The sequence below is a fragment of the Ilyobacter polytropus DSM 2926 genome (assembly GCF_000165505.1).
GTDB classification, from domain to species: Bacteria; Fusobacteriota; Fusobacteriia; order Fusobacteriales; family Fusobacteriaceae; genus Ilyobacter; species Ilyobacter polytropus.
The window spans coordinates 211,381-236,728 of sequence record NC_014633.1; the positions used below are offsets into that span (position 1 = coordinate 211,381).

The window sequence follows — 25,348 nt, forward strand, 5'->3', positions numbered from 1 at the left end:
AATGAATTAATAAAAGGAGAATAATTATGTTTAGTTTAATTTTAGGAGGTTTTCAAACTGTATTTGAACCCAGTGTTATGTTGTTTCTTATACTAGGGGTAGTTGGAGGGATTGCAATAGGATCACTTCCAGGCCTTACTGCGACAATGGGAGTTGCAATACTTCTTCCATTTACATTTGGAATGGAAGCTACACAGGGACTAGTGCTGCTTTTAGGAATTTATATAGGTGCTATTTATGGTGGTTCCATTGCTGCGATACTACTCAAAACACCAGGTACGCCAGCAGCGGCAGCGACTGTGTATGACGGATATTCCCTTGTTCAAAAAGGAGAAGCCACAAAAGCTCTTAGTATGTCGGCAATCGCTTCATTTGTCGGTGGACTAATAAGTACAATTATGTTGATGACTGTGTCACCATACCTTGCAAAATTTGCCCTTAGATTTAGTGCACCAGAATACTTTGCACTTGCAGTTTTCGGACTTACTATAATAGCAAGTGTTTCGTCAAAAAATATTCTAAAAGGTATATTAGCAGGATTTTTTGGACTTATAATAGCAACATTTGGAATGGATCCAATTACAAGTTATCCTAGATTTACATTTGGTTCTTTAGACTTACTTAACGGTTTCTCAGTAATTCCAGTTCTTATCGGTTTATTTGCAATCTCAGAGGCTCTTTTCCAAATGGAAGCACTTGGAAAATCTGAAGAAAAGTGTGAAATTGTGAAGTTTAAAAAAGAGTATGTAACTATGAAAGAACTTATTAAAGTAGCACCTACAATGATCAAATCTGCCATTATGGGTACATTTATCGGTTCTATACCTGGAGCTGGAGCAGATATATCTGCATTTGTCTGCTACAATGAAGCCAAGAGAACATCAAAGCATCCTGAAAAGTTTGGTACAGGAATCCTTGAAGGGATCGCAGCTCCAGAAGCTGGAAACAACGGAGTTACAGGTGGAGCTTTAGTACCTCTATTAACACTTGGAGTTCCTGGAGATGCTGTTGCAGCTATCTTATTAGGAGCATTAGTTGTACAGGGGCTTGCTCCGGGACCACTTTTATTCCAACAAAACCCTGATGTTGTTTACGGACTGTTTAGTGCAATGTTTATGGGAAATATATTTATGCTGATCTTTGGACTTATTGGAATTAAACTTTTCAGTAGAGTTTGTGAGATACCTAAAAATATTATTGTTCCATTAATCATATTTTTATCAATAATCGGTTCGTACTCACTTAACAATAGTATGTTTGATGTATTTGTGGCGATCACATTCGGAATTTTAGGATACTTCATGATAAAAGTCGGAATCCCTCAATCACCAATTGTTTTGTCTATAATCCTTGGACCAATGGCAGAGACTAACTTGAGAAAATCAATACTTATGTATGAAGGAAGTTATGCTTTTCTATATACAAGACCGATAACAGTAGTGTTTATTATATTAGCCATTATTTCCATAGTTTCTGCTTATAAAAAAAGCAGAGTTAAAGTGGCTTAAAGTATTTAATTTTTAAAATTTTTAGGAGGATAATATGTTTGTTAAAAATACAAAAAAACTCACACTAAAAGCTGCTAGACTAATGGGTGATAAAGCTCTTGAAAAGTGTGAGGAGATAGGAAAATCCTTTGTATTTACAGTGGTAGATGCAGGAGGAAATGTTTTGTATACTCAAAGAATGGAGGATGCTTTTTTTACTAGTGTAGGAATAGCTACAGATAAAGCTTTTACTGCTGCTGCAGTAAAAAAAGGTACCCATGTTTTGACCAATATAGTAAAGCCTGAAAATGACCTTTTTGGTCTGAATCTTACTAACAATGGTAGAATTATTACCTTCGGAGGTGGACTTCCTGTCATAATTGATGGTGAAGTTATCGGAGGAGTAGGTGTCAGTGGTGGATCTGTAGAGGAAGATATGGCTGTAGCTCAAGCTGCACTGGATGTTTTACCTAAATAAAGAAAAAACTGATGAATGTTTACTATAAAACTACTTTGGAAATGATTCATATAGGGGCTTAAATAAAAATATAACCTCTCTTGTGATGTGTATAAAAAATTAAGCCCTTGATGAGATTAATTTTAAATAAAAGTAAAGTTTATTAAAAATTACATGGGACAAAGTAAATTATAAAAATAGTTATATTTTTGTTAAAGATAGCTTGTTATATGGTGATATAAAGATTTAATCTGCCTACAAAGGTATCACCTTTAATTATTTTTCTATTTTTTTTTAAAGTTTTTATTGACTTTAAATAGAAATGAAGTTAAAATTTGATATAAAGGTATGATGTTTAAGGTGGTGTGAAGTTGCATAAATAGATATTAATGATTATTGAAAAGGATATAATTTATATTACCTTGTTTTATTGCTTATTGATTATAAAATTTATAAAGGGGTGTTAATGTGAATAATTTTAATTGGAATTTTCCAACAGAAATTGCTTATGGTGAAGGTAGAGTCAGTGAAATCGGAGAGATAGCTAAAGGCTACGGTAAAAAAGCTATGATCGCAACTTATGCAAGAGGCGGATTTTTAGACTCCATTATCGATACTGTGGAGACTTCACTAAAAAATGCCGGAGTTGAATTTGTAACATTTACTGGAATAGAGCCTAACCCCAGAGCACAAACTATAGATAAGGCTATTGAGAAATTTAAAGCTGAAGGATGTGACCTTGTTATCGCTCTTGGTGGAGGAAGTGTTATTGACGGATCTAAATATATAGCCGCCACTGGTTTTTCCGGTGGAAATGCTTGGGATTATGTTGTTTTAGGAGATAGAGTGCCTAGAGAATATACTGGTGCATATCCTATTATCTCTATTCCTACTATTTCTGCATCTGGTTCTGAGTGTAATGCAGGTGGAGTCCTAACTAATGCTGAAACAAATGAAAAAAGTTTCTCTAGATCTGCTTATAGATTTCCTAAAGTAGCAATTGTAGATCCTGAGTTGTTAAGCTCTGTTCCTTTGAGCATTACTAAAGACAGCTGCGTAGATATTTTTTCTCACTTAATTGAACACTATCTGTCAAGTCATTCAGAATCTGAGTTTGCAGACAGAATGACAGAAGGAATGATCCTTACGCTAAAGGATAATTTTGATAAAATTATTAATAATCTTTCAGATACTGAGGTTAGAGGTCAGTTAGCTTTATGTTCTATATTTGGTTGGTCTGGACTTCAGGCACTAGGAAGAACTGGATGTATCCCTATGCACTCAATTGAGATGCCTTTAAGTGCTATATATGATTTGCCGCATGGAAGAGGAATGGCTATAGTTATACCTCCTTACCTTGAGTTGATGGCAGAAGCAGAAGTTATGCCTGCTAGATGGGCAAAACTTGCAAGAAGATGTTTTGGTGTAACTGAGAAAGATGATGTTAAAGCTGCAAAAATGCTAGCACCAAAAGTAACAGAGTGGTTGAAAGATACAGGTTCTTACCTGACTCTTTCTGATGTGAACATCCCATCTGACCAGTTTGAAAAGATGGCTGACGATATTGTAAGAATGTTCAAAGGACCTGAGGCTAACACAACTCCAGGACCAAGACCAGTAACTAAAGAAGAGATAATTAAAATTTATAATATGTGTAAATAGGATTTATAAGACCTTTCCTATCCTAGTTACCGATAAATTATATTATCAAATGTTTATAGGGGGCTCTATTAGAGCCCCCTATAAATTAATTTTTTGAATAAATTTAATAATAAGTACCTTAGTAAGTTATAATTCTCATCCATTCTTTCCTCTTAGCAAATAAACCTAATTTCAAAATCTATTTTATTGTATTTCCACCATCAATTGGCAATATAGTTCCAACCATGTCATTCGAGTAATCTGAACATAGATAAACAGCTGCATTTGCAACACTTTCAACATCTACTAATCTATTTGATGGTCTAATTGAAGCTAATGCATCTTGATCTTTTTGTGGGAATGCTAAAACTAAAGGTGTAGACATAGTTCCTGGAGCTATAGCATTTATGTTAATACCATTAGGAGCATTTTCTATAGCTGCTGCTTTTGTAAGTCCGTTAACAGCATGTTTACTTCCTACATATACGGATAGTCCAGAGAATCCAGCAGAAGTTCCAGCCTCAGATGATACATTAACGATTTTTCCTGCTTTATTTTCAAGCATCATTTTGATTTCATTTTGCATACATAAGAAAACTCCTTTTGCATTTATATTCATAATGAAATCATATTGCTCAATTGAAGTTGTGTTGAAATCTTTAAGTCCGCCAGTAACACCGGCATTGTTTACAGCAAAATCAAGTTTCCCATATTTATCTTTAATAATGTTCATGGCATTTTTGATATTGTCATTATTTGTAACATCACCTTTGATAAACATAGCTCCTTCGGTAAGTTTAGTGCATTCTTCTGCTACTTTATTTCCGTTTATTTCATCAATTCCAAAGATTACAACTTTTGCACCCTCTTCGGCGAATTTTTTTGAAATAGCTGCTCCTAGTCCGTTTTCTCCCCCTGTAATAAATGCTACACCGTTTCTAATTCCCTTCATTTGTTTACTACCATCCTTTCAATTCAGATTTTTTAAATATTAATCTATTAAACTTTTATCTGGAGTTACAATTATTTTAACCTGACTGTCTCTGTCACTACCTGTTAATGCAGTAAATCCTTCTTTTACCAAATCATCTAAATGAATTTTTTTAGTGATTAATTGATCGGCTTTTATTCTTCCGTCAGCTAGGTATTTGATTGTTGTAACAAAAATCCCTTCTCCATAAACAACAGATCCTATAATTTTCTTCTCGCCCATTACTAGATTGTTTAAGTTGAAGTTGACTCCTTTTTCCCAGATGCTAACTACAACTACTGTTCCTTTTTTACGAATTACATCTACAGAGGTTTCAAAACCAGCCTGAACACCAGTAACTTCAAATGAAATATCCGCTCCAAGTCCATTTGTAAGGTTTTTAACTTCTTCAGCTACATTTACTTCACGAGGGTCTAAAACTAAATCTGCACCTGCTTTTAAAGCAAACTCTTTTCTTTTAGTGGATAGTTCAACAGCAATTACATTTTTTGCTCCCAGGGCTTTTAGATTTTCAATCAATGCTAATCCTATTGGACCTGCACCAACAACAACTGCAGTCTGATTAACTTTAAGTTCACTTACTTCTATTGCGTGTAGGGCAACACTTAGTGGTTCAACAAGTGCCCCTTTTTCATAACTTACACCTTCAGGTAACTTTTTAACGAACTCCTTTCTGAATGTGGTGTATTCAGCCAGTCCGCCACCAAGATCCATTAGCCCATGAAACGCCAAACCGTCGCATAGGTGATAATTTCCCTCTCTACAGGCCTTACATTCTCCACAAGTAACAAGAGGTTCTATAACTACAGGGTCACCGATTTTAAATTCTGTAACATTTTTTCCTAGTTCAACAACTTCTCCAGAGAATTCATGTCCTAAAATAACAGGTGCCTTTGCACCAGTTGCAGGATGTTTTACATCTACCGGAATGAAAATAGGTCCTGTCAAATATTCGTGTAGGTCGGTACCACAGATTCCACACCATTTAACTTTAACTTTTACCTCATTTTCCTTTACCACCGGTTCAGCGACTTCTTCAATCCTAACATCTTTCGGTCCATACCATAATGCAGCTTTCATAAAATGATTCCTCCTTTGGATATATTTCTTTATTTTCTACAATGTAAAATAAAACTTTCACTTATGTGGTTATATTATTATAATATCGCAAAGAATTTTTTATGTCAACACTGTTTTTCAACATTAAAGTATTAATTGAGTTTTTTTTGATTTAAATTCGTCATTGTAGCATAAAGTTTCAAAATAAAAACCGCAGAAAAGAGTTATCTATAACCCCTTCCTGCGGTTTGGTATAATTTTTCAATAGATAAAATTATAAATGATTTTCTAATCCCAATTCTTTCATGATTTCTAAATATGAAGCATAAGCCTCTTTCATTTTTTCGTCAGTTAAACGAAAACTAGGACCTGAAAGGGCCACACATCCAACAATTGCTCCACCGGTTTTGTATGGAACAGCAAAGCAGTTGGTTCCCTGATATACTTCTTCAAAATCTGTAAAGTACTTTAAATTTTCATCGGTGTTGTTAAATACCTTTGCCACAGCGGCTTCATCAGGAAAATCAATAAACTTATTTTCCTCAAGAACTACCTTTAGAGGCTGAGATGACAGAACATAGTCGAGATAATAATACCTATTACCGACTTTTAAGGCAAAAGATGCAGTCTCATCAACACTTGCCACCAATTTATTCAGCAGTTCATTGATTTTATCACTAATGCCCGAGCCATTCATATATGATAAGCCCAGCCTCAAACTATTGAGCCCTAGTGTATAATCTAGACCATTATTTGTTCTGGTTATCTGCCCCAAATGTTCAAGAGTCTGGATAATCCCAAAAGCTGTCGAAGTTTTTAAGCCAGTTGCTTCACTGATTTCATTTAGTTTTGCAGTCCCTTTTTCGGCTATAAAATGAATAATCCCAAAAGCTCTCTGAACAGACTGAATATATTTTTTTTCACTCATTGCTACTCTCCTCTATACAAAATTAAAAAAATTATTAACTTTTAAATTATTTATTAGAATGATAGCATAGTATAATAAAATCAGCAATCATTTAGAGAACAAGTTACGGTAATGTTGAAATTTTACAGTTAAATAAAAAAATGGCTAAATCCAAATAGCTCAAAATTTATTCTGGATTTTTAGATACAAAAGTATAATATTTTAATTCTTTTATTTAAATTTCTGGGTTATAAGCTGTCCAAGATTTATCAATTTCGTCTGTACTTGAATCTAGATTTAGTTTCATTAACTTTTCTACGTCATTTAGATGTTGTTGATACATAGATATGTAATTTTTTTCATAAATCTTTATTTGTGAAATAAGCTAATTATATGCAATAATAATACATGATTTGCTTTTAATATATAAAAGGGGGACGATTAATGTTGTACAATTTTGATGAAATTATTGAAAGAAGAAATACCAATGCAATGAGTACTGATGGTTTTAGAGAATATATATTTAATGCACCGCAAGAAATGAAATTTCCTTTTGCAGATGATGAGTTTATTCGAATGTGGATTGCAGACATGGAGTTTGCAACTCCTCCAGAAGTTATCCAAGCGATAAAAGATAGGACCGAGAAAAGGATTTTTGGTTACACAAAAATATTTGACCCAGAGTATTATAATATATTTTCAAAGTGGACTAAAAAACATTATGATTGGACGTTTCCTAAAGAGCATTTGGTAACTTCTAACGGTATAATTCCAGCTCTCTATGAACTAATAGACCATATTTGCAAACCAAATGAGAAAGTATTAATTCTCACTCCTTCATATGCTTTTTTTAAATATGCTGCTGATTTTAATAATATTGAAACTGTATGCTCTGACCTGATTAATAAAAATGGTAATTATGAAATGAACTTTGATGATATCGAGATGAAGGCAAAGGACGAAAAAGTATCTCTGTGTATTTTTTGCAATCCACATAATCCAACTGGACGTGTCTGGACGGAAAAAGAATTGAAAAAAGTAGGAGAAATTTGTTTAGATAATGGGCTATGGATAATATCTGATGAGATTCACTGTGATCTTCTAAGAACGGAGTTTAAACATACCCCTATGTCAAAACTTTTTCCAGATTCTGATAAGATAATAACTTGCATGGCTCCTAGTAAAACCTTTAATTTAGCGGGACTTATGATTTCGAATATTATAATACCTGAAAAAAAGTTAAGGGAAAAATGGTATAAACGACATTTTTCAATGGAAAATCCTCTCAGTGTAGCAGCAGCCCAAGCAGCCTACGAACATGGAGATGAATGGGTTAGACAATTGAAAATCTATCTAGATGAAAATTTTGAGTTTACGAGGCAATATCTAGAAAAAAATCTACCAAAGGCTGTATTTAAAATCCCTGAAGCAACTTACTTAGCATGGATAAATGTTCAATCATACCTACCTGAAGATATTGACATTCCTCTTTATTTTGCAAATAATGTAGGGGTTCTTCTTGAAGGAGGAAATATGTTCGTTGCAAATTCCGATGGTTATATCAGACTTAATTTAGCTTGTCCAAGGACAATACTAGAAGAGGGTTTAAAGAGAATATGTACTTTTTTAAATAAATAACCCAAGTTTCATCTTTATTTAAGATTAAAGTATTGAATTTATCGGGATTCGTTACTTTTCTCTTGAAAGAAAAGCACCCCAAGAGCATTTCCTCCCTTCGGTCAGGGCGTAACCAAAAGTTCAAGCCTGTGAAAAATCAGCTAAATAACCTTGAAAATCCAAGAAAAACTCGAAACTCGCTACGCTCAGACAGTCGATTTTTTCTAAGGATTTCACTACGGTTATTCTTAACGCTGATTTTGTCAATGGCAAGGGAAAAGAGACCGAAAACCTCTCGCAAAAGAAAGCGTATATAGTTTGGTTTTAACTCTGTGAAACTCTCTATTTTTCTCTGTGCAACATACACTTTTATGATGCTCTGTGGCCAAAAGGTTTTATCTTTATTCGTGTTAATTTTTTTGCTTTTTATTGATTTTCATTCGTGACAAAATCCCTTGATTCTAATATTCTTGTAAATTCAGTAATTTATAAGACTTTCTTTCAATTAACAGCTTGAGTTAAATATTACTAAAAACGTTGAATAAAAAACTTGCTAAATGGTGAAGGTTGCAGTCTTCATCATTTTTTATTTATTATTTTTCTTTTAGATCCCTTTAACTTCAACATTCTATCTTTTAAGGTAGTATCTATCAAAAAATACCGTACTTGTCATTTGGATAAAAGGGTGATAACCTTATCTTGAGAAGCTTAAAAGCGGAAAAATAATAATATAAAATATTATAAATTAAAAAGGGGTGCAGTTATGAAGGAAAGAAAAGAGGAGATAATAAAAGCATATCAATTTAGAGAGGCAACTAAAGAATTCTTAGAAGACAAGAAAATTTCAGATGATGATTTTGAATTTATTCTAGAAACTGGAAGATTATCACCTAGTTCATTTGGGTGGGAGCCTTGGCAATTTTTAGTTGTACAAAATATGGAAATAAGAGAAAAATTGAGAGAATTCAGTTGGGGAGCTCAGAAACAACTTCCAACAGCTAGTCACTTTGTTGTTATTCTCGGAAGAAAGGCAAAAGAGATGATTCCTGGATCTGATTATTTCAAATATATAGCAAAGGAAGTAAATAAGCTCCCTGAGGATATTACGAAAATGAGAGAGGATGTCTTTGGTAAATTCCAAAATGAGGACTTTGATCTCACAGATGACAGAAAGATATTTGACTGGGTGGGAAAACAGACTTATCTTCCATTTGCCAATATGATGACTGCAGCTGCTCAAATCGGTGTTGACTCTTGCCCAATAGAGGGATTTGACAGAGAAAAAATAGAGGCTATTCTAAGGGAAGAAGGAGTTCTAGACACTGATAAATTTGGGGTAACAGCAATGGTAGCCTTTGGTTACAAAAAAGCCAATCTTGACTGGTCTAAAACAAGAAGAGATACAAGTGAAGTTGTCAAGTGGGTAAGATAGTAAAAAATAGAACATTGATGGATGTATAAATGTTTCTACTGGTCTAATTGTTAAACGTTTTAGGCGACATTGAAAAAAGAGGTGAATAGAGTGAAATACACGGGACCAATTTATAGACCTCCTTATGAGGCCGGAAGTCTGCTGCTGCAAGTGACTGTGGGGTGTGCTCATAATAAATGTGCTTTTTGTACCATGTATAGGGAAACGCAATTTTCAACTGAATCTATCGAGCAGGTGGAGAAAGATCTGAAAGAGGCAAGAAAAATTCATAAGAGCATTAAAAGAGTATTTTTGGTAAATGGAGATGCCTTTGTGCTAGGTGCAAGCAGATTAAAGCCCATTGCTGAAAAAATCATAGAATACTTCCCTGAAGTGGAAGTGATCACAATGTATGCTCATATCAACAATATAAAGGGAAAAACTGATGAAGAACTGAAGGAACTTGCAAAATTGAGAATAAATGACTTGTGGGTGGGAGTGGAAACCGGCCATGAAGAAGCCCTAAAATATTTAGATAAAGGCTTTAATTTAGAAGAAGCAAAAGAGCAACTAAAAAGACTGGGAGATGCTGGAATCAGATTCATATACGGAATGATGTATGGGGCTGCAGGAAGAAGCAAAGGAATTGAAAATGCCCTTGCAAACGCAAAATTAATAAATGAAACAAAACCTATGGGGATGGCTCCCACTACCTTGAATCCAAATCCTGGAACTAAATTGTGGGATGATGTGGAAAGCGGTAAGTTTACCCTGGCTACAGAGGGGGAGATCTTTGAAGAGATGAAAAGTTTACTGAAAAATATAGAGGTTGAGGGACTACAATATCTAGGTAGGCATGCTATAAATACGATTCCATTTGATGCAATACTGCCGAGGGATAAAAAGAAGGCAATAGAGGTAATTAATGCCACAATTGATAAGGTGGGCGAGGACTACTTAAACAGTGTTCCAAAACGTCATTCAATTTAAAATTAACTTATTAAATTTTAAAAAGCTTGCTTGGAAAAGATATAACAACAAAGCTAATATTAAAATAAAAAAACAGAGTTTATTAGAGGAAATAAACTCTGTTTTTTAGAAGAACTATAATAAGCTCAGATCTCTGACTCTGTAAAAATAAAAAATTAGAAGGGAGAAAAGTTTGTTATGAATAAAACAATATTGATTACAGGCAGTACAGATGGTATAGGGAGGTTAACGGCAATAAAACTTGCAAATAAAGGCTATACAGTCTATGTTCATGGCAGAAGCCAGGAAAAAATTAGAACAACTATCAACGAAATAAAAGAAGCGACTGGAAATCAAAATATAAAGGGATTTATAGCAGACTATTCAGACTTGAATTCAGTTGAAAAGATGGCTGAAGAGATCAATGAGAAAGTAGCAAAATTAGATGTGCTGATCAATAATGCAGGGGTATTTAACACTTCAAAAATTAAAAACCAAGACGGTTTAGATATAAGAATGGTTGTAAATTATCTGGCTCAGTATCTATTGACGGCAAGGTTACTGCCGTTATTAAACAAAGGGACAGACCCAAGAGTTATAAATCTAAGTTCTGCGGCTCAGGCTCCTGTATCTATAGATGTTTTACTGGGAAAAGAAACTGTATCTAATGGTGAAACCTATGCCCAAAGTAAGCTTGCATTGACAATGTGGACTTTTTATATGGCAAAAAAAGAGCCTAATATTTCTATGATTGCAGTAAATCCAGGATCATTGCAGAACACAAAAATGGTCCAAAAGGCATATGGTACATCATGGTCTTCACCTGACAAGGGGGCGACTATTCTGTCAGAATTATCAAATATAGAGGATGCCATAAAAATTTCCGGGAAGTACTTTGATAATGACAGAGGAAACTTTGGAAATGCTCATCCAGATTCTTATGATGATGCAAAAATAAAAAAACTTATTGAAACAACTGATGAATTGATTAAAAAATTAATTGGATAATTGACAGAGAATTAAAAAAGAGGAATTATCCTTCCTAAAAAATAAATTTTGCTAATTACCCGATAATCTGGCAGGCTCTCAGAATATTTTATTCTGAAAGCCTGTTTTTAATTGATTTTCAAATTTATTTTATTCTTTTATCGTAGATCATTTCGTTCATAGAATACAACGCCTTGTATATTCCATCAGGAGTAGCTTCAAAATCAACTGCATCCCTTTCATCGATGGAGATCATTTTAGCAGAGGCTACAGCATCCTGATTGGCGGCCAAAAATATGAATTCCCAATTATACTTTTCCTGCTGTCGTTTGATCCTAGACCCAACCTGCTCGTAGGTATATTCTTTACTGTCGTTTTCAAGTCCATCTGTAAGAATTGATACAATTACTTTTTCAGGCCTATCTTCTTCAGGAGTTTTGTTTAATCTTTCCCCTATACTGTCGATGGTTCTTCCAATGGCGTCTAGCATGGCAGTAGTCCCACCTGGTACATAAGTATTATCGTTCAAAAATGGTACTGTCTGAATATCTTTCCTGTCATAGACAATCTTGTAATAGTCATTGAAAAGTACAAGTGTAAGAGCTGCTTCACCATCAAACTTTCTCTGACTCTCTATAAAACTATTGAACCCTCCGATGGCATCACTTTTTATTGATTCCATAGACCCGGACCTGTCGATGATACATATGATTTCGTGGTACTTCTCTTTCATTAGAAAGCCTCCTTTTTTATTTCGATAAAAAATTTTAATTGCTATTCTAGGAAATTTTTATAAATTACTGAATTTATAAGAATATTAGAGTCAAAGGATTTTGTCACGAATGAAAACCGATAAAATTCAAAAAAAATTAACACGAATAAAGATAAAACCTTTTGCCCACAGAGGACACAGAGAAAAGAAGAGAGTTTCACAGAGTGAAAATAAAAATATTTTAATTTTTAAACTACTTTCCCTTTTAAAAAATGCCGTTAAGAAATCATCTTGTGAAATCCACTTTCATTGAAATAAGAAGGTTTACCGACTATATTTCAATAGAAAGTTAGTTCAGAAGGGATTTTAGGTATTTTTTAGGGGTGCCTTTTCTTTGGTTACTTTCTTTGGGCAAGCAAAGAAAGTAACACAGGTTTTTGGAGAAATTCAATAATTTATTTTGAAATAAAAGAGCAACTCTAGTTAAGTAACATCAATATATTTATTCCTAAATTAATTTTCTCTCAAATTTGAATAATTCCTCTATTGAAATATTTTGAAAAAAATAATTTTTAAAAAATTTTTTCTATATTTTTTTGTATATGAGATATAGTAGTCGCAAAAATAAAGAGGGATGAAAAATGGAAAGAAGGTTTAAACTTATAAATGAAAAAAAAATAGAAAAGAATGGTGAATATGTTTTGTACTGGATGCAGGGAAGCCAGAGAACTAGATACAACCATTGTCTTGAATATGGGGTGTTAAAAGCCAATGAGATGAAAAAACCTCTTATAGTTATTTTTAATCTTATAGACGGATATCCTGATGCCAATGAAAGACATTATTCCTTTATGCTTGAGGGACTGAAAGACGTGAAAAAAGCACTTTTTGCTAGGAAAATAGAATTTTATATATCTCACGGTGATATGGCCAAAAATATAGTCAAGGCATCTGAAAAAGCATCAATATTAATATGTGACAAGGGGTATATGAATATCCAGAAAAAATGGAGGGCTGAAATAAGCTCAAAAGTTAAATGCCAGGCTGTGGAGATAGATACCAATCTTGTGGTGCCTGTGGAAGAAGCCTCACAGAAAGAGGAGTATGCTGCAAGGACAATACGGGAAAAGATAAAAAGACAGCTAGATGAATTTTTATATGATTTTGAAAAGATAAAATATTCGGTGAATAAGAGTTATAATAAAAAGTTTTGTTTTTATGAAAATAATTTGAATAAAGATTTAGATAATGTAGGTAAGGTTCTTGATAATATGAAACTAAATAGGAGTGTTTCTAAGTCTTCTTTTTTTTACGGAGGAGAAATAGAAGCTGAGAAAAGATTAGATGAATTTATAGAAATAAAGCTAGAGAGCTATAGTTATAAAAACAGTGATCCAGGAGAAGATAATGTATCAAAACTATCTCCCTATCTGCATTTTGGAAATATATCTCCTGTTGAGATAGCCTTGGAGTTATTAAAAATGAAAAATGAAACAAATAGTGAGAGTATAGAGGCTTTTCTAGAGGAGCTTATAATAAGGCGGGAGCTTTCTCATAATTTCATATATTATAATGAAAGATATGATAAATGGGACGGTATAAGTTACTCGTGGGCATATGAAACTCTAGAAAAACATCGAAGTGATAAAAGGGAAAATATATACAGCTTGGAAAAACTTGAAAAATACAAAACCCATGACATTTACTGGAATGCAGCACAAAAAGAGATGGTAGTTACCGGATTTATGCACGGGTATATGAGAATGTACTGGTGTAAAAAAATCCTAGAGTGGAGCAAGACTCCAGAAGAGGCTTATGAAAGAACCATATATCTGAATAATAAATATTTTCTAGATGGGCGAGATCCCAATTCGTACACAGGCGTAGCCTGGTGTTTCGGTAAACATGACAGGGCCTGGAAGGAAAGAAGTATTTTTGGTAAAATAAGATATATGAATTCTGAAGGACTTAAAAGGAAATTTGATATGGATAAATATGTGAAAAAAACAGAAAAACTCTGATATATCAATCTAAGTATATTCTTATTTAAATAGTAAATTAAGAAATGTTGGAATATAGGGGGGAAAAATGGAGAATATTTATACAGAAAAAATAAAGATAGGAATGTCATCGTGTATGTATGGAGCCAGGGTAAGGTATAACAGTAAAGGCTGGGAGATGCTAGGGTATCTTCATAGAGAGCGTTCTAATTACCTCTGGACTCCTGTGTGTCCAGAAGTAATGAGCGGAATGGGAGTGCCTAGATCTCCTATAAGGCTTGTTGGAGGAAATGGTGAGGACTTCTGGATAGGAAATACAAAGGTTAAGAACAGAGAGGGGAGGGATGTAACCTCTATGATGGGAAAAGGTGCCTTGGCATGCTATGAAACCCTTGAAAGAGCCGAGGTAGATGCCTATATATTCATGGAGGGAAGCCCTAGCTGCGGTGTATACAGGACTACTTTGAAAAATAAGAGATTAGGTAAGCCACCAGGGGTATTTGGAGCTCTGCTTTTAAACAGAGGGTATTTTCTCATACCTGCTCAGGACCTTCAGAGTCCTGTGAAGTGGTGGGACTGGAGAAGGAGACTTACCGCCTTTGTGTGGCTCAAAAGACAAAAGGTCACTGAGGTAAAAGACCTCTATGAAATCTGGCATATTTTGAAATTCCTTTGTCAGGAACTTGATGAAAAAAGTGCAAGGGAGCTAGGACACAGAATAGGAAGTTTCAAGAAAGATATAGGAGAAAAAGTTGTGGCAGAGGTTAAGGATGAAATTTTGGAAATTTTGAGGAAACCATCTGATGTGAAAAGGGTGAAGCAGTGGTTATGGAAAAACTACATTCATCTAAAAAAATCCAAGGGGATAAGTATAGAGGATGTATGTCCTCCTGAAGCCCTTAGAAACATGACACATATCGCAGAAGAGATGATTCATGTGGAGATAGAGTCAAGAGACAAGGGCCTTATCTTCGGGAGTTCACCAATAAACTACAAGCCCTCTAGGTAAAAGAGGGCTTGTAGTATTTTATCATTAAAATTTATAAGACGAGTTTTACAAGTTGGAGGCCAGGATTTTTATTTTCAGAAAATAATATTTAAAAAGCCTCATCTGAACCGAATCAAATTTTATACCGTTTCCGTTTTCTACAATTTCGTATAACTTTAATTCTTTGTTTTTAAATAAAAAAGTATGTTTTGCAAAATCTGAAACCCCGTATTTTAAATCAGGCATTTTTCTGTCTATTCCACTAAAAATAACGTAACCGTTTTTTATTTCAGTTTTATTTCCTGCAGAATCAGGAACACCAGCTCCAAATGACTTAAATCTAGTCCTGTCAAGGACGATATTGTGATTTTGATCAATTCTAAAAATTTCTTCCCATGGTTGGAGTTCAACTGAATGCATCCATCTCATGGTGAACTCATCTCCTGGACTAATTTTATTTAAAAAGATTATAGAGTCTTTTGATAAGTCCTTAATGATTAGTGCGTTCTTCTGAAATATAAAAAGAGACATAAAGATTAGTATAAGAATAAACATTATTTTTTTTATTGAGTTCATTTTATTCTCCCTGATTGTACTTTTTAAATTTTTTGAATTTCTTAATATTAACATATCATACTCCTAGAGATAGTTCAATATAATATCATCTTGGAATATTTCTCATCACTCTTTATGATAACTACCTACATAACCCCTATACTTTCCATTCTACTAAAACGTATTTATAAAATCAAAACTTGAAACATTAAAAAACAGCCACCAAACTAAGATGTCCGATGGCTGTTTTTAACTTGATTATTTTTAAAGATCAGTAACCTAATTTTCTTGAAATTTCAGAACAGGTATTCATGAGTGCTAAAGCTTCCTTATCAATATCACGGTTCTCAGAAAAAAGTCCTGAGATACTTACTGCCCCCACGACAGATTTTGTAGAGTCAAAAACCGGTGCCCCTATACAAAGCATATGCTCCTCTATCTCTCTATTGTCAATGGCATAGCCACGATTTTTTATTTCTTTCAATTCTTTTATCAGATCTTGTTTTGAAAGACTGTACTTGGTTTTTTTTTCAAAAGGTTGCATAGCTATAAGAGCTTCAATTTTTTCAGGAGAAAGAAAAGCCAGTATGGCCTTTCCCAATGAGGTGCAATACATGGGATTTGTACTTCCTATTCCTGCAGTTGTGATAATAGCTTTTTCAGATTCATGTTTTGATATATAGACTATTTCTCCATCGTTTTCCACAGCATAAAAAACAGTTTTTCCGGTTTTTTCAGCCAATTCCTGCATAGGCTTGTCTATGATTTTGAAGATCTCTTTATTTCTAGAATAACTGTTTCCTATTTGAAAACTTTTTAAACCTATTTTATAAAGATTTAATTCTCCAGTATTTTTTTCAAGAACCTCCAGATGAGCCATTGTTTCTAAGATATCATAGGCACTGGTCTTTGGAATTTTCATTTTTGCAGTTATCTCTTTGACAGTTAGCCCATTTTTTTCTTTTGATAAAAGTTCTAATATTTTAACGGTTCTTTCAACAGTTCTATTTATTTTCATGCTTTTCCCTCAAATCTTAGTTTTTTACAGGTATTATATCATAAAAATTTTAAAACAGGATTATCTACCTACATCATAGCCTATTCCCTTAAATAATTTTTCCACTTCGTCCTTTGTGACTATATTTGTATCCCCTGGAATCGTATGTTTCAGTACAGCTGAAGCAGCAGCAAATTCAATTTTATAATTGTCAGTTGAATCTGCTAAAAAAGCATATAAAAATCCTGATGTAAAAGCATCTCCGCTTCCAACTCTATCTATTATATCCACTTCATACTCTTTAGAAATTTCTATATCCTTTCCGTTGAAAACAAATCCGCTGTATAAATTCTTTGATGCCGAGACTACGTTTCTTACAGATGAAACTATATATTTAAAATTATATTTTTCCATAACCTTTGGATAAAGAGTCTTGTAACACCCTAGGATATTTTCTCCGATGTATCCTTCTCCCATAGGTATACCAAGTATGTTTATAAAGTCGAGATAACCTGCAAAAGCGATATCAACATATTTTAAAACTCTTTCTATACCTATAGATGCGTCTTTTAGAGACCACATTTTGCTTCTGTAGTTAAAGTCAAAACTGACAGTTATCCCTTTTTCTTTTGCTGTTTTCATAAAAAGCTCGGCTAATTCAAGGGCTTCAGGACTAACCGCCAGAGTTATTCCAGATACGTGGAAAAGAGAGACACCTTCAAATATAGCGTCTATATCAAATTCATCCTTAGATACAGTTGAGAATGCAGAATATTTTCTGTCATATAAAACCTTGCTGCTTCTCACAGAAAAACCAGTCTCTAGAAAATATGTTCCTATTTTTTCTCCACCTCGTGCCACAAAAGAGGTATCCACACCGTAACTTTTGGCGTGACGTAAAGCAGCATCTCCTAATTCATTTGCCGGGGCTTTTGTAACAAGTCTTGTGTCAACACCGAGGTTGGCAAGATCTACAGCTACATTTATCTCGGCCCCACCGTAATTTACTTCAAATGATGTTGAATTTATAAATCTTTGGTTTCCAGGAGGGGAAAGTCTCAAAAGGATCTCTCCCAAAGTAACGACCTTCTTTTTCATATTATCCATTCACCTCTTCTCTAGTTACTTTTACTTTTTCAACGAATTCTTTTGCTTTTGCCACAATCTCTTGGAAAGAACCATTAGTAAGCTGTCCCCCTACACCTACTGCGATAACTCCGTTTTTTATCCATTGGTCTACATTTTCCAGACTTACTCCTCCTGTAGGCATTATGTTTACCTGCGGAAGAGGAGCTTTTACAGCTTTTACAAATGATGGTCCAAAGGCACTTCCAGGGAACATCTTAATAATATCGCATCCAGCTTCCATAGCGGTGATAATCTCTGTTATAGTCATGCAACCAGGCATATAAGGTACTTGATATCTGTTACACAGTTTTGCAGTGTCTTCGCTGAATCCAGGTGAAACTATATATTCTGCCCCTGCTAATATTGCGATTCTAGCAGTTTCAGGGTCTAATACACTTCCGGCTCCCACAAGGAGTTTTTCCGAAGGTATAGTCTTTTTTAATTCCTTTATAACTTCGGTAGCACCGGGAACTGTATACGTAACTTCTACAGCTGGTATGCCACCCTCTATACATGCCTTTGAAGTATTCACAGCCTCTTCAAGGTTTTCTCCTCTAACAACAGCCACCACACCGACATCTTTGATTTTCTTTAATATTTCAAATTTTTTCATTTTTTCCTCCCATTCACATATACGAATTAAAAACACAAATACGTTTTATATAATTTTAGTTTCTTTATTTGATTTTGTCAAGGTTAAAATAAAAATTACTCCTCTGTTAAAAACAGTTCCCTCTTAAATAGCTTATATAAAATTTAGGCTTCAGACTGTGTAGAGTTTCAATTATTATTAAAAATTTATACTTAAAAAATATTATTTTTCTTGACAACTGCTAAAACAAAAAGTATATATTTCATATTAGAAGCTGAAAAATATATGTATATTTTCAGATACAAAAAGATTTTTGATTAAAGTTTCCGGGAGGAAACACTAATGGATTATTTAAAAGATTACTTTGGACTGGGTGGAAAAGTCGCAATAATTACAGGAGGAAATACAGGGATTGGGATGGTTAGTGAGATAAATTTAACCCAAGTTGCTACTTAAAAAAAAATTATTATAAATTACTGACTTTATCCAAAAGCTGTGTTACTTTCTTTGCTTGCCCAAAGAAAGTAACCAAAGAAAAGGCACCCCTAAAAAATACCTTAAATCCCTTCTGAACTAACTTTCTATTGAAATATAGTCGGTAAACCTCCTTATTTCATGAAAGTGGATTTCACAAGATGATTTCTTAACGGTATTTTTTAAAGGGGAATTTAAAATCTTAAATGATTTTTTTTAAATCTTTTGAAATTTTTTTGGCCATTGATAAAATAAGCGTTAAGAATGACTGAGAGAAATCTCTAGAAAAAATCAACTGTCTGAGCGAAGCGAGTAGCCAAAAAATAACGAGTTATACGAGTATATTTTCTGGTTCTCAGGAACTTGCTTTCTGAGTTTCCCCTAGTTTTCTTTAGATTTCCGAAGGAATTTAGCTTATTTTTCACAGACCTTGATTTTTGGTTATGCCCTGACCGAAGGGAGGAAATGCCCTTGGGGTGCTTTTCATCAAGGAAAAGTAACAGAAGTTTGGGTAAATTCAATAATTTAATAAAGGTAGCAACTTAGGTTAAATTTATAAATAGGGTTTTTTATTTAGGATGTTTCTTAGAAGAATCACCTAAATTTTGGTTATATAAATACAATATTTAGAAAATTGGAGGAGATTAAATGATATACGGAAATTTAGAAAATTTGGGAGATATTACCATTTATCCTGAGTCTATACAAAAGGCAATTAAATATCTTTTGGATACAGATCTTGAAAATAAGGAGGCAGGAGTATACGAAATTCAGGGACGGGATATCTATGCACAGATAATAGATATGGAAACTGCCCCTAAAAATGAAAAAAAACCGGAGATTCACAAAAAATATATAGATGTTCAGTATCTTGTGTCAGGAATAGAAAGAATCGGGATTGCTGTGGACACCCATAAAAATAAGGTATCAGAAGCTTACAGTGAAGAAAAGGATGTACTCTTTTATGAAGAGTGTGAGGGTGAGACTGATCTTCTGATGCTTCCTGGAAATTTTGCAGTATTTTTTCCAAATACTGTTCATAGACCAGGATGCAATGACGGAAAAAATGCCAAGATAAGAAAAGTCGTAATTAAAATTAATAAAGACGTATTGTAAAAAAAAGTTATTTAATAATATTATGAATAACTAAGTATGGGTTCCCTAGGGGGACCCTATTTTAATTTTATTTTTGGATTTGTCTTATTAAGTGGTCAACAGCTTTCATTAGAAATTTAATATACCCTTCAGGGAATTATGATAGAATATAAAAAGAATAATTTAAGAGGACTGGTAGGGATGAAAGAAAGAATTATACTTCATTATGATATGGATGCATTTTATGCTTCAGTTGAGGCAAGAGACAATCATACTCTCAAGGGGAAACCCATGGTTGTAGGGGGGAGTATCATAACAACTGCAAGCTATGAGGCTAGAAAATTTGGGGTTAGATCTGCTATGCCAGTGATGGAGGCGAGAAAACTCTGTCCCAATCTAATAGTGGTACCGGTTTCCATGGGGAAATATTTGGAAGTGTCCCAAAAGATAAAAAACCTTGTTATAAGGCTGACTGAAAAAGTAGAATTTATAGCTTCAGACGAAGGCTATGTAGACATATCAGAGGTCATAAAAAAATATCCTTCAAAAGAATATTTTGCCAAAAGGTTTCAAAGAGGTATATACAAAAATACAGGTCTTACCTGCTCTGTGGGAATAGGGTATAACAAACTTTCTGCCAAAATTGCCAGTGATGCAAAAAAACCAGGAGGATACCATATATTCAACAATAGCAAGGAGTTTATAGATTATATAAGTGGAAAAAATATAAAAATAATACCTGGAGTTGGTAAAAAATTTCAAGAACTTCTTGCAGAAAAAAACATATTTCTTGTAAGGGATGTCTATGGGTTTTCGCTATATGAACTGATCTCTTTTTTTGGAAAATCCAGAGGTGAATTTCTTTATTTTTCCTCATTGGGAGAGGACAACAGAAGGGTGGACTACAAAAAGAAAATACACTCAATTGGAAATGAAAATACTTTTAAATTTCCTTTAGAATCAGAGATTGAGATAAAGAGAGAATTAGAAAGTATTTTTTATAAAACACATGAAAGATTATTAAAAAAGGGGCTTTTGTGTAAAACACTGACCTTAAAAATAAGGTTTGAAAACAGAAAAACCATAACCAGGTCCAAAACTCTTGAAAATCTTGTGGATTCAAAAGAAATATTGCTGAATACCTTAGAAAGCTTAAATGAATCGGTAGATTACAATATGAGGGTGAAACTTTTGGGAGTATCTCTTGGAACCTTGGCTCAAAAATCTGTCAGGCAACTATCTTTTTCTGAAAGAGGACTTTTCAGAAAAAAAAATAATCTGGATCTTCTCAAAGAAAAAATAAAAAAAATAGAGGGGAACAATTAGAAAAACAGTTGTATTTTTTAAAAGGTTAAAGTAAAATTAAAATAGATAAAAAAAAATTAATTAAAAATAACGGATTATATATATGTAATAGATGATATATATGCTTTTTATTCGAAAGAACAGTTATAAATTATCTGTAATATTTTTAGAAAATTAGGAGGAGATTTTTGAAAAAACAGTTGGCGAAAAATTTTATTGATTTTAGTTATAAAGGGAAAAGTGTATATCATGTTGTGAAAAGTATAGAGGAACTCTGTGTTGAAAAGGGTTACCAAAAGCTAGAGCTTACCAAAAAATGGAATATAATTCCAGGGGGTAAATATTATGTAAAAAGAAATGATTCTACAATAATTTCTTTTTCGATAGGTGATGGAGAGAGGTTCTTTAAAATTACCACCAACCATACAGACACTCCTGGATTTAAAATAAAACCCTCACCTGTGTCAATATCAGAGAAAAACTACCTAAGACTGAATACAGAGGTTTACGGAGGGCCAATACTCAATACCTGGATGGACAGACCTTTGTCAATAGCCGGTCGGGTAATGGTAAAAGGAAAAGATATACTAAAACCTAAGTCAGTTACAGTGGATATAGATAAACCTCTGCTGGTGATACCAAATCTAGCAATACACCAGAACCGAGATGTAAATGAGGGTGTAAAGCTTTCCAGACAAAAGGATATGCTTCCTCTAGCGTCACTTATAAATGAGAAAATCAATAATGAAAACTTTATTTTAGATATTTTGAGCAAAGAATACCAAATAGAAAAAAATGATATATTAGACATGGAGCTTTTTCTCTATGAATACACCAAGGGTATGCTCACAGGTTTAAACGAAGAATTTATATCATGTGGAAAGATAGACAACCTCGCATCTACCTATGCAGGAGTAATATCTATGCTTGAATGTTCAGAACATCAGGGTATAAATATAATTGCATGTTTTGACAACGAAGAGATAGGAAGCAGGACAAAGCAAGGTGCAGATTCTAACTTGCTTCTTAATATAATGGAAAGAATTATTATTTCTTTAGACAAGGGAGAGAGAGAAGACTTCTTTAGGGCCATGTACCGATCGTTTATGGTGTCTGTAGACGGAGCTCATGCAGTTCACCCTGCAAAGGGAGAAAAAACAGACATAACAAACAGACCTATATTAAACAAGGGTGCAGCAGTTAAAATAAGTGCTGCCCAATCCTACACAACAGATGCTTTTTCTGGTGCAGTTGTAAAAAATATATTTGATAATAATAATCTTCCTTATCAATATTTTGTAAATCATTCTGACGAAAGAGGTGGGAGTACTCTAGGACCAGTTTCTGCTGGTCATATTGATATAGACTCTGCCGATTTAGGTCTTCCTATGCTGGCTATGCACTCAATCAGGGAGATGTGCGGTGTAGATGATTTGTATACTTTAAAGGAGTTTTTAAGAGGTTTTTACTCTTTATAGAGAAATTTGAAATAAAGTTATACAGGAATTTTTAAAATTAGGGGAATTTTTAAGAATCAAGCTAAAAAGCACCAAAAATATTATTACGGGGGAAAGGTGATCTTTTATGAAAATACTTGTTGTTGAAGATGAACAAAATATAATGACCTACCTTAAAAAGGGTCTGACAGAGGCCGGATATAAGGTTGATGTTGCAGGAAACGGAGAGGACGCCATCTATCTCGCATCAATAAATAATTATGATCTCGTGATTTTAGATGTGATGATACCAAAGATAAATGGTCTAGAGGTGTGCAGGATTCTCAGAAGAGAAAAAAATCCAGCCTATATAATACTTTTATCTGCAAAAGATCAGGTTCAGGATAAGGTAGAAGGTTTAGATGCAGGAGCCGATGACTATTTGACGAAACCATTTGTATTTGCAGAACTTTTGGCAAGAATCAGGGCGGTACTAAGAAGAAACTCTGAGGATAAAGAAAATATAATCGAAGCCAAAGGACTCACAGTTAATCTCTTGAACAGAGAGGTGAAAAGAGGCGGGAAAGACATAGAACTTACACTAAAGGAATTTTCTTTATTAGAATATTTTATAAGAAACAAGAATCTTGTGCTCACAAGAACAATGATAGCTGAAAAAGTATGGAATATAGATTTTCTAACTGATACTAACGTAGTAGATGTTTATATAAACCACCTTAGAAAGAAGATAGACAAGGATTTTGACGACAAGTTGATCTACACTGTGAGAGGAGTAGGATATATATTAAAAGCTTAATTTTTAGTCTGAGAGAGATTGTCTTCTCTAAAGATAAACTGCGGGGAAGGATCTTTCTTATAAGCTCACTTATGGCAATTGTAGCAATAGTAATGATTTTATTACTTTTCAACTATACAATCCAGCTTTTGATTATGAATGAAATTGATAAAGAGCTGGCTACAGAAGTCAAAAATTTCAACTCTTTTGTAAAAAATAAAGAGTTCGATTTGCAGGTAAATGCAGGTGAACTGAGAAAGGATCTTTCGTTTGTCGTTGTTGATAAAAATAATAACGGCATCTATATGGAAGCCTTTAGTCTAGAAGATTCAGCACTGATAATAGAAGAAATTTCAGATGCTGAAAAAGAAGTCTTTGATGTGGTTATCGTGCCTAATAAGAGATATCATCTGATGATGTCTGAAATTCCTAGAAATAGCTTATTCCCCAATGGAAGTAGACTTATTGTGGCTAAGGATATATCCTATATTTCCAATACAAGGTATTTTTCCAGTTATATAATGGCAATTACAATGTTGGTTCTTATTACTTTTTTTGTTACCATGATAAATTTTACAATGGAAAAGATTTTCAATGCTCTTAGAGAGCTTGATGATTTTGGAGTGGCTCTCCAGGGAGAGAGAGTTCCTGATCTTTCTCTTAGATTTAATAAAAGGTATGGGAACAATGAAATAGACACCCTTATAAACACTCTAAATCATTCAATAGCAACCATGGAGGATTCCTTTAAGAAAATGGAGGAGTTTTCTTCTAATGTAAGTCACGAGCTTAAAACACCAATGACCTCTATGAAGAGTATGATTGAGATCGAACTTTCCAAAGACAGGACGAAGGAGGAATATCAGGAAACCCTTATAAAAGTACTAGAAGAGATGGATTGGCTTATAGGTATAACCAAAGATCTACTGACTCTTACAAAAAATCCTCAGGGGATACAAGCATCCTTTGAACCTGTAAATTTATCTAAGGTAGGAGGGGAAATTTGTGACATTATGGAGATAATTGCCATAGATGAAGACATTGATCTCAAATGGGACTTTTCTGCTATAGAGGATGAACTGGTTATGGGGGACAGCAGCAGCATAAAACAGGCAATAATGAATATCATCAACAATTCAGTGAAATATAACAAGAAAAACGGTTCTGTGTGGGTATACGGAGAAAAAACCAAAGAACTGGTCAAAATAGTAGTAGAAGACAGCGGAATAGGAATAAAAAAAGAGAATATTTCAAGATTAACAGAGCGTTTTTTCAGAGAGGACAGTGTGAGAACAGTAAAAAAATCTGGTGTAGGGCTGGGTTTATCTCTTGTAAAACACATTATCCATCTTCACAGGGGAGAACTTGAAATTTATAGTGAAGAAGGTGTTGGAAGTATTTTTAAAATATCTCTTCCGAGATATAGCGAGGGCGGATAATATCCCTCGCTATTATTTTTTGGTAAAATTTATGCTACAATGATTTTATCTGAAATAAACAAAAAAATGGAGGTTTTAATATATGGATTTTTATGTAAGAATGCTTATAAAAGTTTTGGAAAAGTCTATGAGTGCATGTGAATCTGAGGTTTTGAAAAAGCTAAAGTCAGGATATGACCTGTCTGCAAAGGATAAAAAGGAATTAGAGTACCTAGTAGATAATCTTTAAAATATTTTATGTTAAATTTAGTATAAATTCCAGGTTTTAAAAAAGATAATTAATTTAAACTGCGTATTAAGGTTTA

General features: G+C 33.7%; 23 protein-coding genes. 15 read left to right on the plus strand and 8 right to left on the minus strand.

Features of this window, described 5'->3' with window-relative positions; genetic code table 11:
• Positions 1 to 26 precede the first annotated feature (26 nt).
• From ILYOP_RS10920 to ILYOP_RS10930, 3 genes are all read left to right on the plus strand, one after another.
• A complete protein-coding gene (locus ILYOP_RS10920; RefSeq protein ID WP_013388570.1) occupies positions 27 to 1,508 on the plus strand; it encodes a tripartite tricarboxylate transporter permease in 1,482 nt (493 codons plus the stop codon).
• A 34-nt stretch (positions 1,509 to 1,542) separates the two neighbouring features.
• Positions 1,543 to 1,965: a GlcG/HbpS family heme-binding protein gene (locus tag ILYOP_RS10925; RefSeq protein ID WP_013388571.1), complete on the plus strand. Its 423-nt coding sequence runs from the start codon at positions 1,543 to 1,545 to the stop codon at positions 1,963 to 1,965.
• Positions 1,966 to 2,412: 447 nt separating this feature from the next.
• Positions 2,413 to 3,606: an iron-containing alcohol dehydrogenase gene (locus ILYOP_RS10930; RefSeq protein WP_013388572.1), complete on the plus strand. Its 1,194-nt coding sequence runs from the start codon at positions 2,413 to 2,415 to the stop codon at positions 3,604 to 3,606.
• Between the two features lie 178 nt (positions 3,607 to 3,784).
• Here the strand turns inward: ILYOP_RS10930 and ILYOP_RS10935 are convergent, their stop codons facing one another.
• The 3 genes from ILYOP_RS10935 to ILYOP_RS10945 all read right to left on the minus strand — a co-directional run bounded on the left by ILYOP_RS10935 (position 3,785) and on the right by ILYOP_RS10945 (position 6,563).
• Positions 3,785 to 4,537, minus strand: a complete 753-nt coding sequence (locus ILYOP_RS10935; protein ID WP_013388573.1) for an SDR family NAD(P)-dependent oxidoreductase — start codon at positions 4,535 to 4,537, stop codon at positions 3,785 to 3,787.
• Between the two features lie 39 nt (positions 4,538 to 4,576).
• A complete protein-coding gene (locus ILYOP_RS10940) occupies positions 4,577 to 5,656 on the minus strand; it encodes a 2,3-butanediol dehydrogenase (RefSeq protein ID WP_013388574.1) in 1,080 nt (359 codons plus the stop codon).
• Between the two features lie 253 nt (positions 5,657 to 5,909).
• Entirely contained in the window at positions 5,910 to 6,563 is a 654-nt protein-coding gene (locus ILYOP_RS10945; protein ID WP_013388575.1) for an IclR family transcriptional regulator, read from the minus strand.
• Between the two features lie 423 nt (positions 6,564 to 6,986).
• Between ILYOP_RS10945 and ILYOP_RS10950 the strand changes: the two genes are divergently transcribed.
• From ILYOP_RS10950 to ILYOP_RS10965, 4 genes are all read left to right on the plus strand, one after another.
• Positions 6,987 to 8,180, plus strand: coding sequence for a MalY/PatB family protein (locus ILYOP_RS10950; RefSeq protein WP_013388576.1), 1,194 nt, complete (start codon positions 6,987 to 6,989; stop codon positions 8,178 to 8,180).
• Positions 8,181 to 8,922: 742 nt separating this feature from the next.
• A complete protein-coding gene (locus tag ILYOP_RS10955) occupies positions 8,923 to 9,591 on the plus strand; it encodes an NAD(P)H-dependent oxidoreductase (protein ID WP_013388577.1) in 669 nt (222 codons plus the stop codon).
• Between the two features lie 90 nt (positions 9,592 to 9,681).
• Positions 9,682 to 10,560: a radical SAM protein gene (locus tag ILYOP_RS10960; protein WP_013388578.1), complete on the plus strand. Its 879-nt coding sequence runs from the start codon at positions 9,682 to 9,684 to the stop codon at positions 10,558 to 10,560.
• A 177-nt stretch (positions 10,561 to 10,737) separates the two neighbouring features.
• Complete coding sequence (locus ILYOP_RS10965) at positions 10,738 to 11,547, plus strand: SDR family NAD(P)-dependent oxidoreductase (protein ID WP_013388579.1); 810 nt, start codon at positions 10,738 to 10,740, stop codon at positions 11,545 to 11,547.
• Between the two features lie 124 nt (positions 11,548 to 11,671).
• Here ILYOP_RS10965 and ILYOP_RS10970 read toward each other — a convergent pair whose 3' ends face one another.
• Complete coding sequence (locus ILYOP_RS10970; protein ID WP_013388580.1) at positions 11,672 to 12,259, minus strand: vWA domain-containing protein; 588 nt, start codon at positions 12,257 to 12,259, stop codon at positions 11,672 to 11,674.
• Between the two features lie 620 nt (positions 12,260 to 12,879).
• On the opposite strand from ILYOP_RS10970, the gene ILYOP_RS10980 reads away from it, so the two are divergent.
• Together ILYOP_RS10980 and ILYOP_RS10985 are read left to right on the plus strand one after the other, a co-directional pair.
• A complete protein-coding gene (locus ILYOP_RS10980) occupies positions 12,880 to 14,259 on the plus strand; it encodes a deoxyribodipyrimidine photo-lyase (RefSeq protein ID WP_013388582.1) in 1,380 nt (459 codons plus the stop codon).
• Positions 14,260 to 14,326: 67 nt separating this feature from the next.
• The gene (locus ILYOP_RS10985) at positions 14,327 to 15,247 is read left to right on the plus strand and encodes a 2-thiouracil desulfurase family protein (protein WP_013388583.1); all 921 of its coding nucleotides are present in this window, start codon (positions 14,327 to 14,329) and stop codon (positions 15,245 to 15,247) included.
• Between the two features lie 45 nt (positions 15,248 to 15,292).
• Here the strand turns inward: ILYOP_RS10985 and ILYOP_RS15285 are convergent, their stop codons facing one another.
• From ILYOP_RS15285 to ILYOP_RS11005, 4 genes are all read right to left on the minus strand, one after another.
• A complete protein-coding gene (locus ILYOP_RS15285; protein WP_187288127.1) occupies positions 15,293 to 15,802 on the minus strand; it encodes a DUF1850 domain-containing protein in 510 nt (169 codons plus the stop codon).
• 250 nt (positions 15,803 to 16,052) lie between these two features.
• Positions 16,053 to 16,799 carry an IclR family transcriptional regulator gene (locus ILYOP_RS10995; protein ID WP_013388585.1) on the minus strand — a complete coding sequence of 249 codons (747 nt, stop codon included), beginning with the start codon at positions 16,797 to 16,799 and terminating at the stop codon, positions 16,053 to 16,055.
• Positions 16,800 to 16,859: 60 nt separating this feature from the next.
• Positions 16,860 to 17,876, minus strand: a complete 1,017-nt coding sequence (locus ILYOP_RS11000) for a sugar kinase (RefSeq protein WP_013388586.1) — start codon at positions 17,874 to 17,876, stop codon at positions 16,860 to 16,862.
• Position 17,877: 1 nt separating this feature from the next.
• Positions 17,878 to 18,519 (minus strand): bifunctional 2-keto-4-hydroxyglutarate aldolase/2-keto-3-deoxy-6-phosphogluconate aldolase, encoded by a 642-nt coding sequence (locus ILYOP_RS11005; protein WP_013388587.1) that lies wholly within the window; start codon positions 18,517 to 18,519, stop codon positions 17,878 to 17,880.
• 1,101 nt (positions 18,520 to 19,620) lie between these two features.
• Between ILYOP_RS11005 and ILYOP_RS11010 the strand changes: the two genes are divergently transcribed.
• From ILYOP_RS11010 to ILYOP_RS15875, 6 genes are all read left to right on the plus strand, one after another.
• Positions 19,621 to 20,088: a NanQ anomerase/TabA/YiaL family protein gene (locus tag ILYOP_RS11010; protein WP_013388589.1), complete on the plus strand. Its 468-nt coding sequence runs from the start codon at positions 19,621 to 19,623 to the stop codon at positions 20,086 to 20,088.
• Positions 20,089 to 20,268: 180 nt separating this feature from the next.
• The gene (dinB, locus tag ILYOP_RS11015; RefSeq protein ID WP_013388590.1) at positions 20,269 to 21,393 is read left to right on the plus strand and encodes a DNA polymerase IV; all 1,125 of its coding nucleotides are present in this window, start codon (positions 20,269 to 20,271) and stop codon (positions 21,391 to 21,393) included.
• A 167-nt stretch (positions 21,394 to 21,560) separates the two neighbouring features.
• Positions 21,561 to 22,850, plus strand: coding sequence for a M18 family aminopeptidase (locus ILYOP_RS11020; RefSeq protein ID WP_013388591.1), 1,290 nt, complete (start codon positions 21,561 to 21,563; stop codon positions 22,848 to 22,850).
• A gap of 106 nt (positions 22,851 to 22,956) precedes the next feature.
• Complete coding sequence (locus tag ILYOP_RS11025; RefSeq protein WP_013388592.1) at positions 22,957 to 23,625, plus strand: response regulator transcription factor; 669 nt, start codon at positions 22,957 to 22,959, stop codon at positions 23,623 to 23,625.
• Between the two features lie 71 nt (positions 23,626 to 23,696).
• Positions 23,697 to 25,043 carry a sensor histidine kinase gene (locus ILYOP_RS11030; protein WP_013388593.1) on the plus strand — a complete coding sequence of 449 codons (1,347 nt, stop codon included), beginning with the start codon at positions 23,697 to 23,699 and terminating at the stop codon, positions 25,041 to 25,043.
• 82 nt (positions 25,044 to 25,125) lie between these two features.
• On the plus strand, positions 25,126 to 25,272 hold the full coding sequence (locus ILYOP_RS15875; RefSeq protein WP_013388594.1) for a hypothetical protein: 147 nt from the start codon (positions 25,126 to 25,128) through the stop codon (positions 25,270 to 25,272).
• The last annotated feature ends 76 nt before the right edge of the window (positions 25,273 to 25,348 follow it).

Bases quoted from the DNA above. Each gene is read 5' to 3' on its own strand.
- ILYOP_RS11005 (WP_013388587.1), bottom strand. From the start codon at position 18,519: ATGAAAAAATTTGAAATATTAAAGAAAATCAAAGATGTCGGTGTGGTG.
- ILYOP_RS10945 (WP_013388575.1), bottom strand. From the start codon at position 6,563: ATGAGTGAAAAAAAATATATTCAGTCTGTTCAGAGAGCTTTTGGGATT.
- ILYOP_RS10980 (WP_013388582.1), top strand. From the start codon at position 12,880: ATGGAAAGAAGGTTTAAACTTATAAATGAAAAAAAAATAGAAAAGAAT.
- ILYOP_RS10965 (WP_013388579.1), top strand. From the start codon at position 10,738: ATGAATAAAACAATATTGATTACAGGCAGTACAGATGGTATAGGGAGG.
- ILYOP_RS10995 (WP_013388585.1), bottom strand. From the start codon at position 16,799: ATGAAAATAAATAGAACTGTTGAAAGAACCGTTAAAATATTAGAACTT.
- ILYOP_RS11025 (WP_013388592.1), top strand. From the start codon at position 22,957: ATGAAAATACTTGTTGTTGAAGATGAACAAAATATAATGACCTACCTT.
- ILYOP_RS10925 (WP_013388571.1), top strand. From the start codon at position 1,543: ATGTTTGTTAAAAATACAAAAAAACTCACACTAAAAGCTGCTAGACTA.
- ILYOP_RS11030 (WP_013388593.1), top strand. From the start codon at position 23,697: ATGGCAATTGTAGCAATAGTAATGATTTTATTACTTTTCAACTATACA.
- ILYOP_RS15285 (WP_187288127.1), bottom strand. From the start codon at position 15,802: ATGAACTCAATAAAAAAAATAATGTTTATTCTTATACTAATCTTTATG.
- ILYOP_RS10935 (WP_013388573.1), bottom strand. From the start codon at position 4,537: ATGAAGGGAATTAGAAACGGTGTAGCATTTATTACAGGGGGAGAAAAC.
- ILYOP_RS10985 (WP_013388583.1), top strand. From the start codon at position 14,327: ATGGAGAATATTTATACAGAAAAAATAAAGATAGGAATGTCATCGTGT.
- ILYOP_RS10950 (WP_013388576.1), top strand. From the start codon at position 6,987: ATGTTGTACAATTTTGATGAAATTATTGAAAGAAGAAATACCAATGCA.
- ILYOP_RS11000 (WP_013388586.1), bottom strand. From the start codon at position 17,876: ATGAAAAAGAAGGTCGTTACTTTGGGAGAGATCCTTTTGAGACTTTCC.
- ILYOP_RS15875 (WP_013388594.1), top strand. From the start codon at position 25,126: ATGGATTTTTATGTAAGAATGCTTATAAAAGTTTTGGAAAAGTCTATG.
- ILYOP_RS10955 (WP_013388577.1), top strand. From the start codon at position 8,923: ATGAAGGAAAGAAAAGAGGAGATAATAAAAGCATATCAATTTAGAGAG.
- ILYOP_RS10940 (WP_013388574.1), bottom strand. From the start codon at position 5,656: ATGAAAGCTGCATTATGGTATGGACCGAAAGATGTTAGGATTGAAGAA.
- ILYOP_RS10920 (WP_013388570.1), top strand. From the start codon at position 27: ATGTTTAGTTTAATTTTAGGAGGTTTTCAAACTGTATTTGAACCCAGT.
- ILYOP_RS11010 (WP_013388589.1), top strand. From the start codon at position 19,621: ATGATATACGGAAATTTAGAAAATTTGGGAGATATTACCATTTATCCT.
- ILYOP_RS10970 (WP_013388580.1), bottom strand. From the start codon at position 12,259: ATGAAAGAGAAGTACCACGAAATCATATGTATCATCGACAGGTCCGGG.
- dinB (WP_013388590.1), top strand. From the start codon at position 20,269: ATGAAAGAAAGAATTATACTTCATTATGATATGGATGCATTTTATGCT.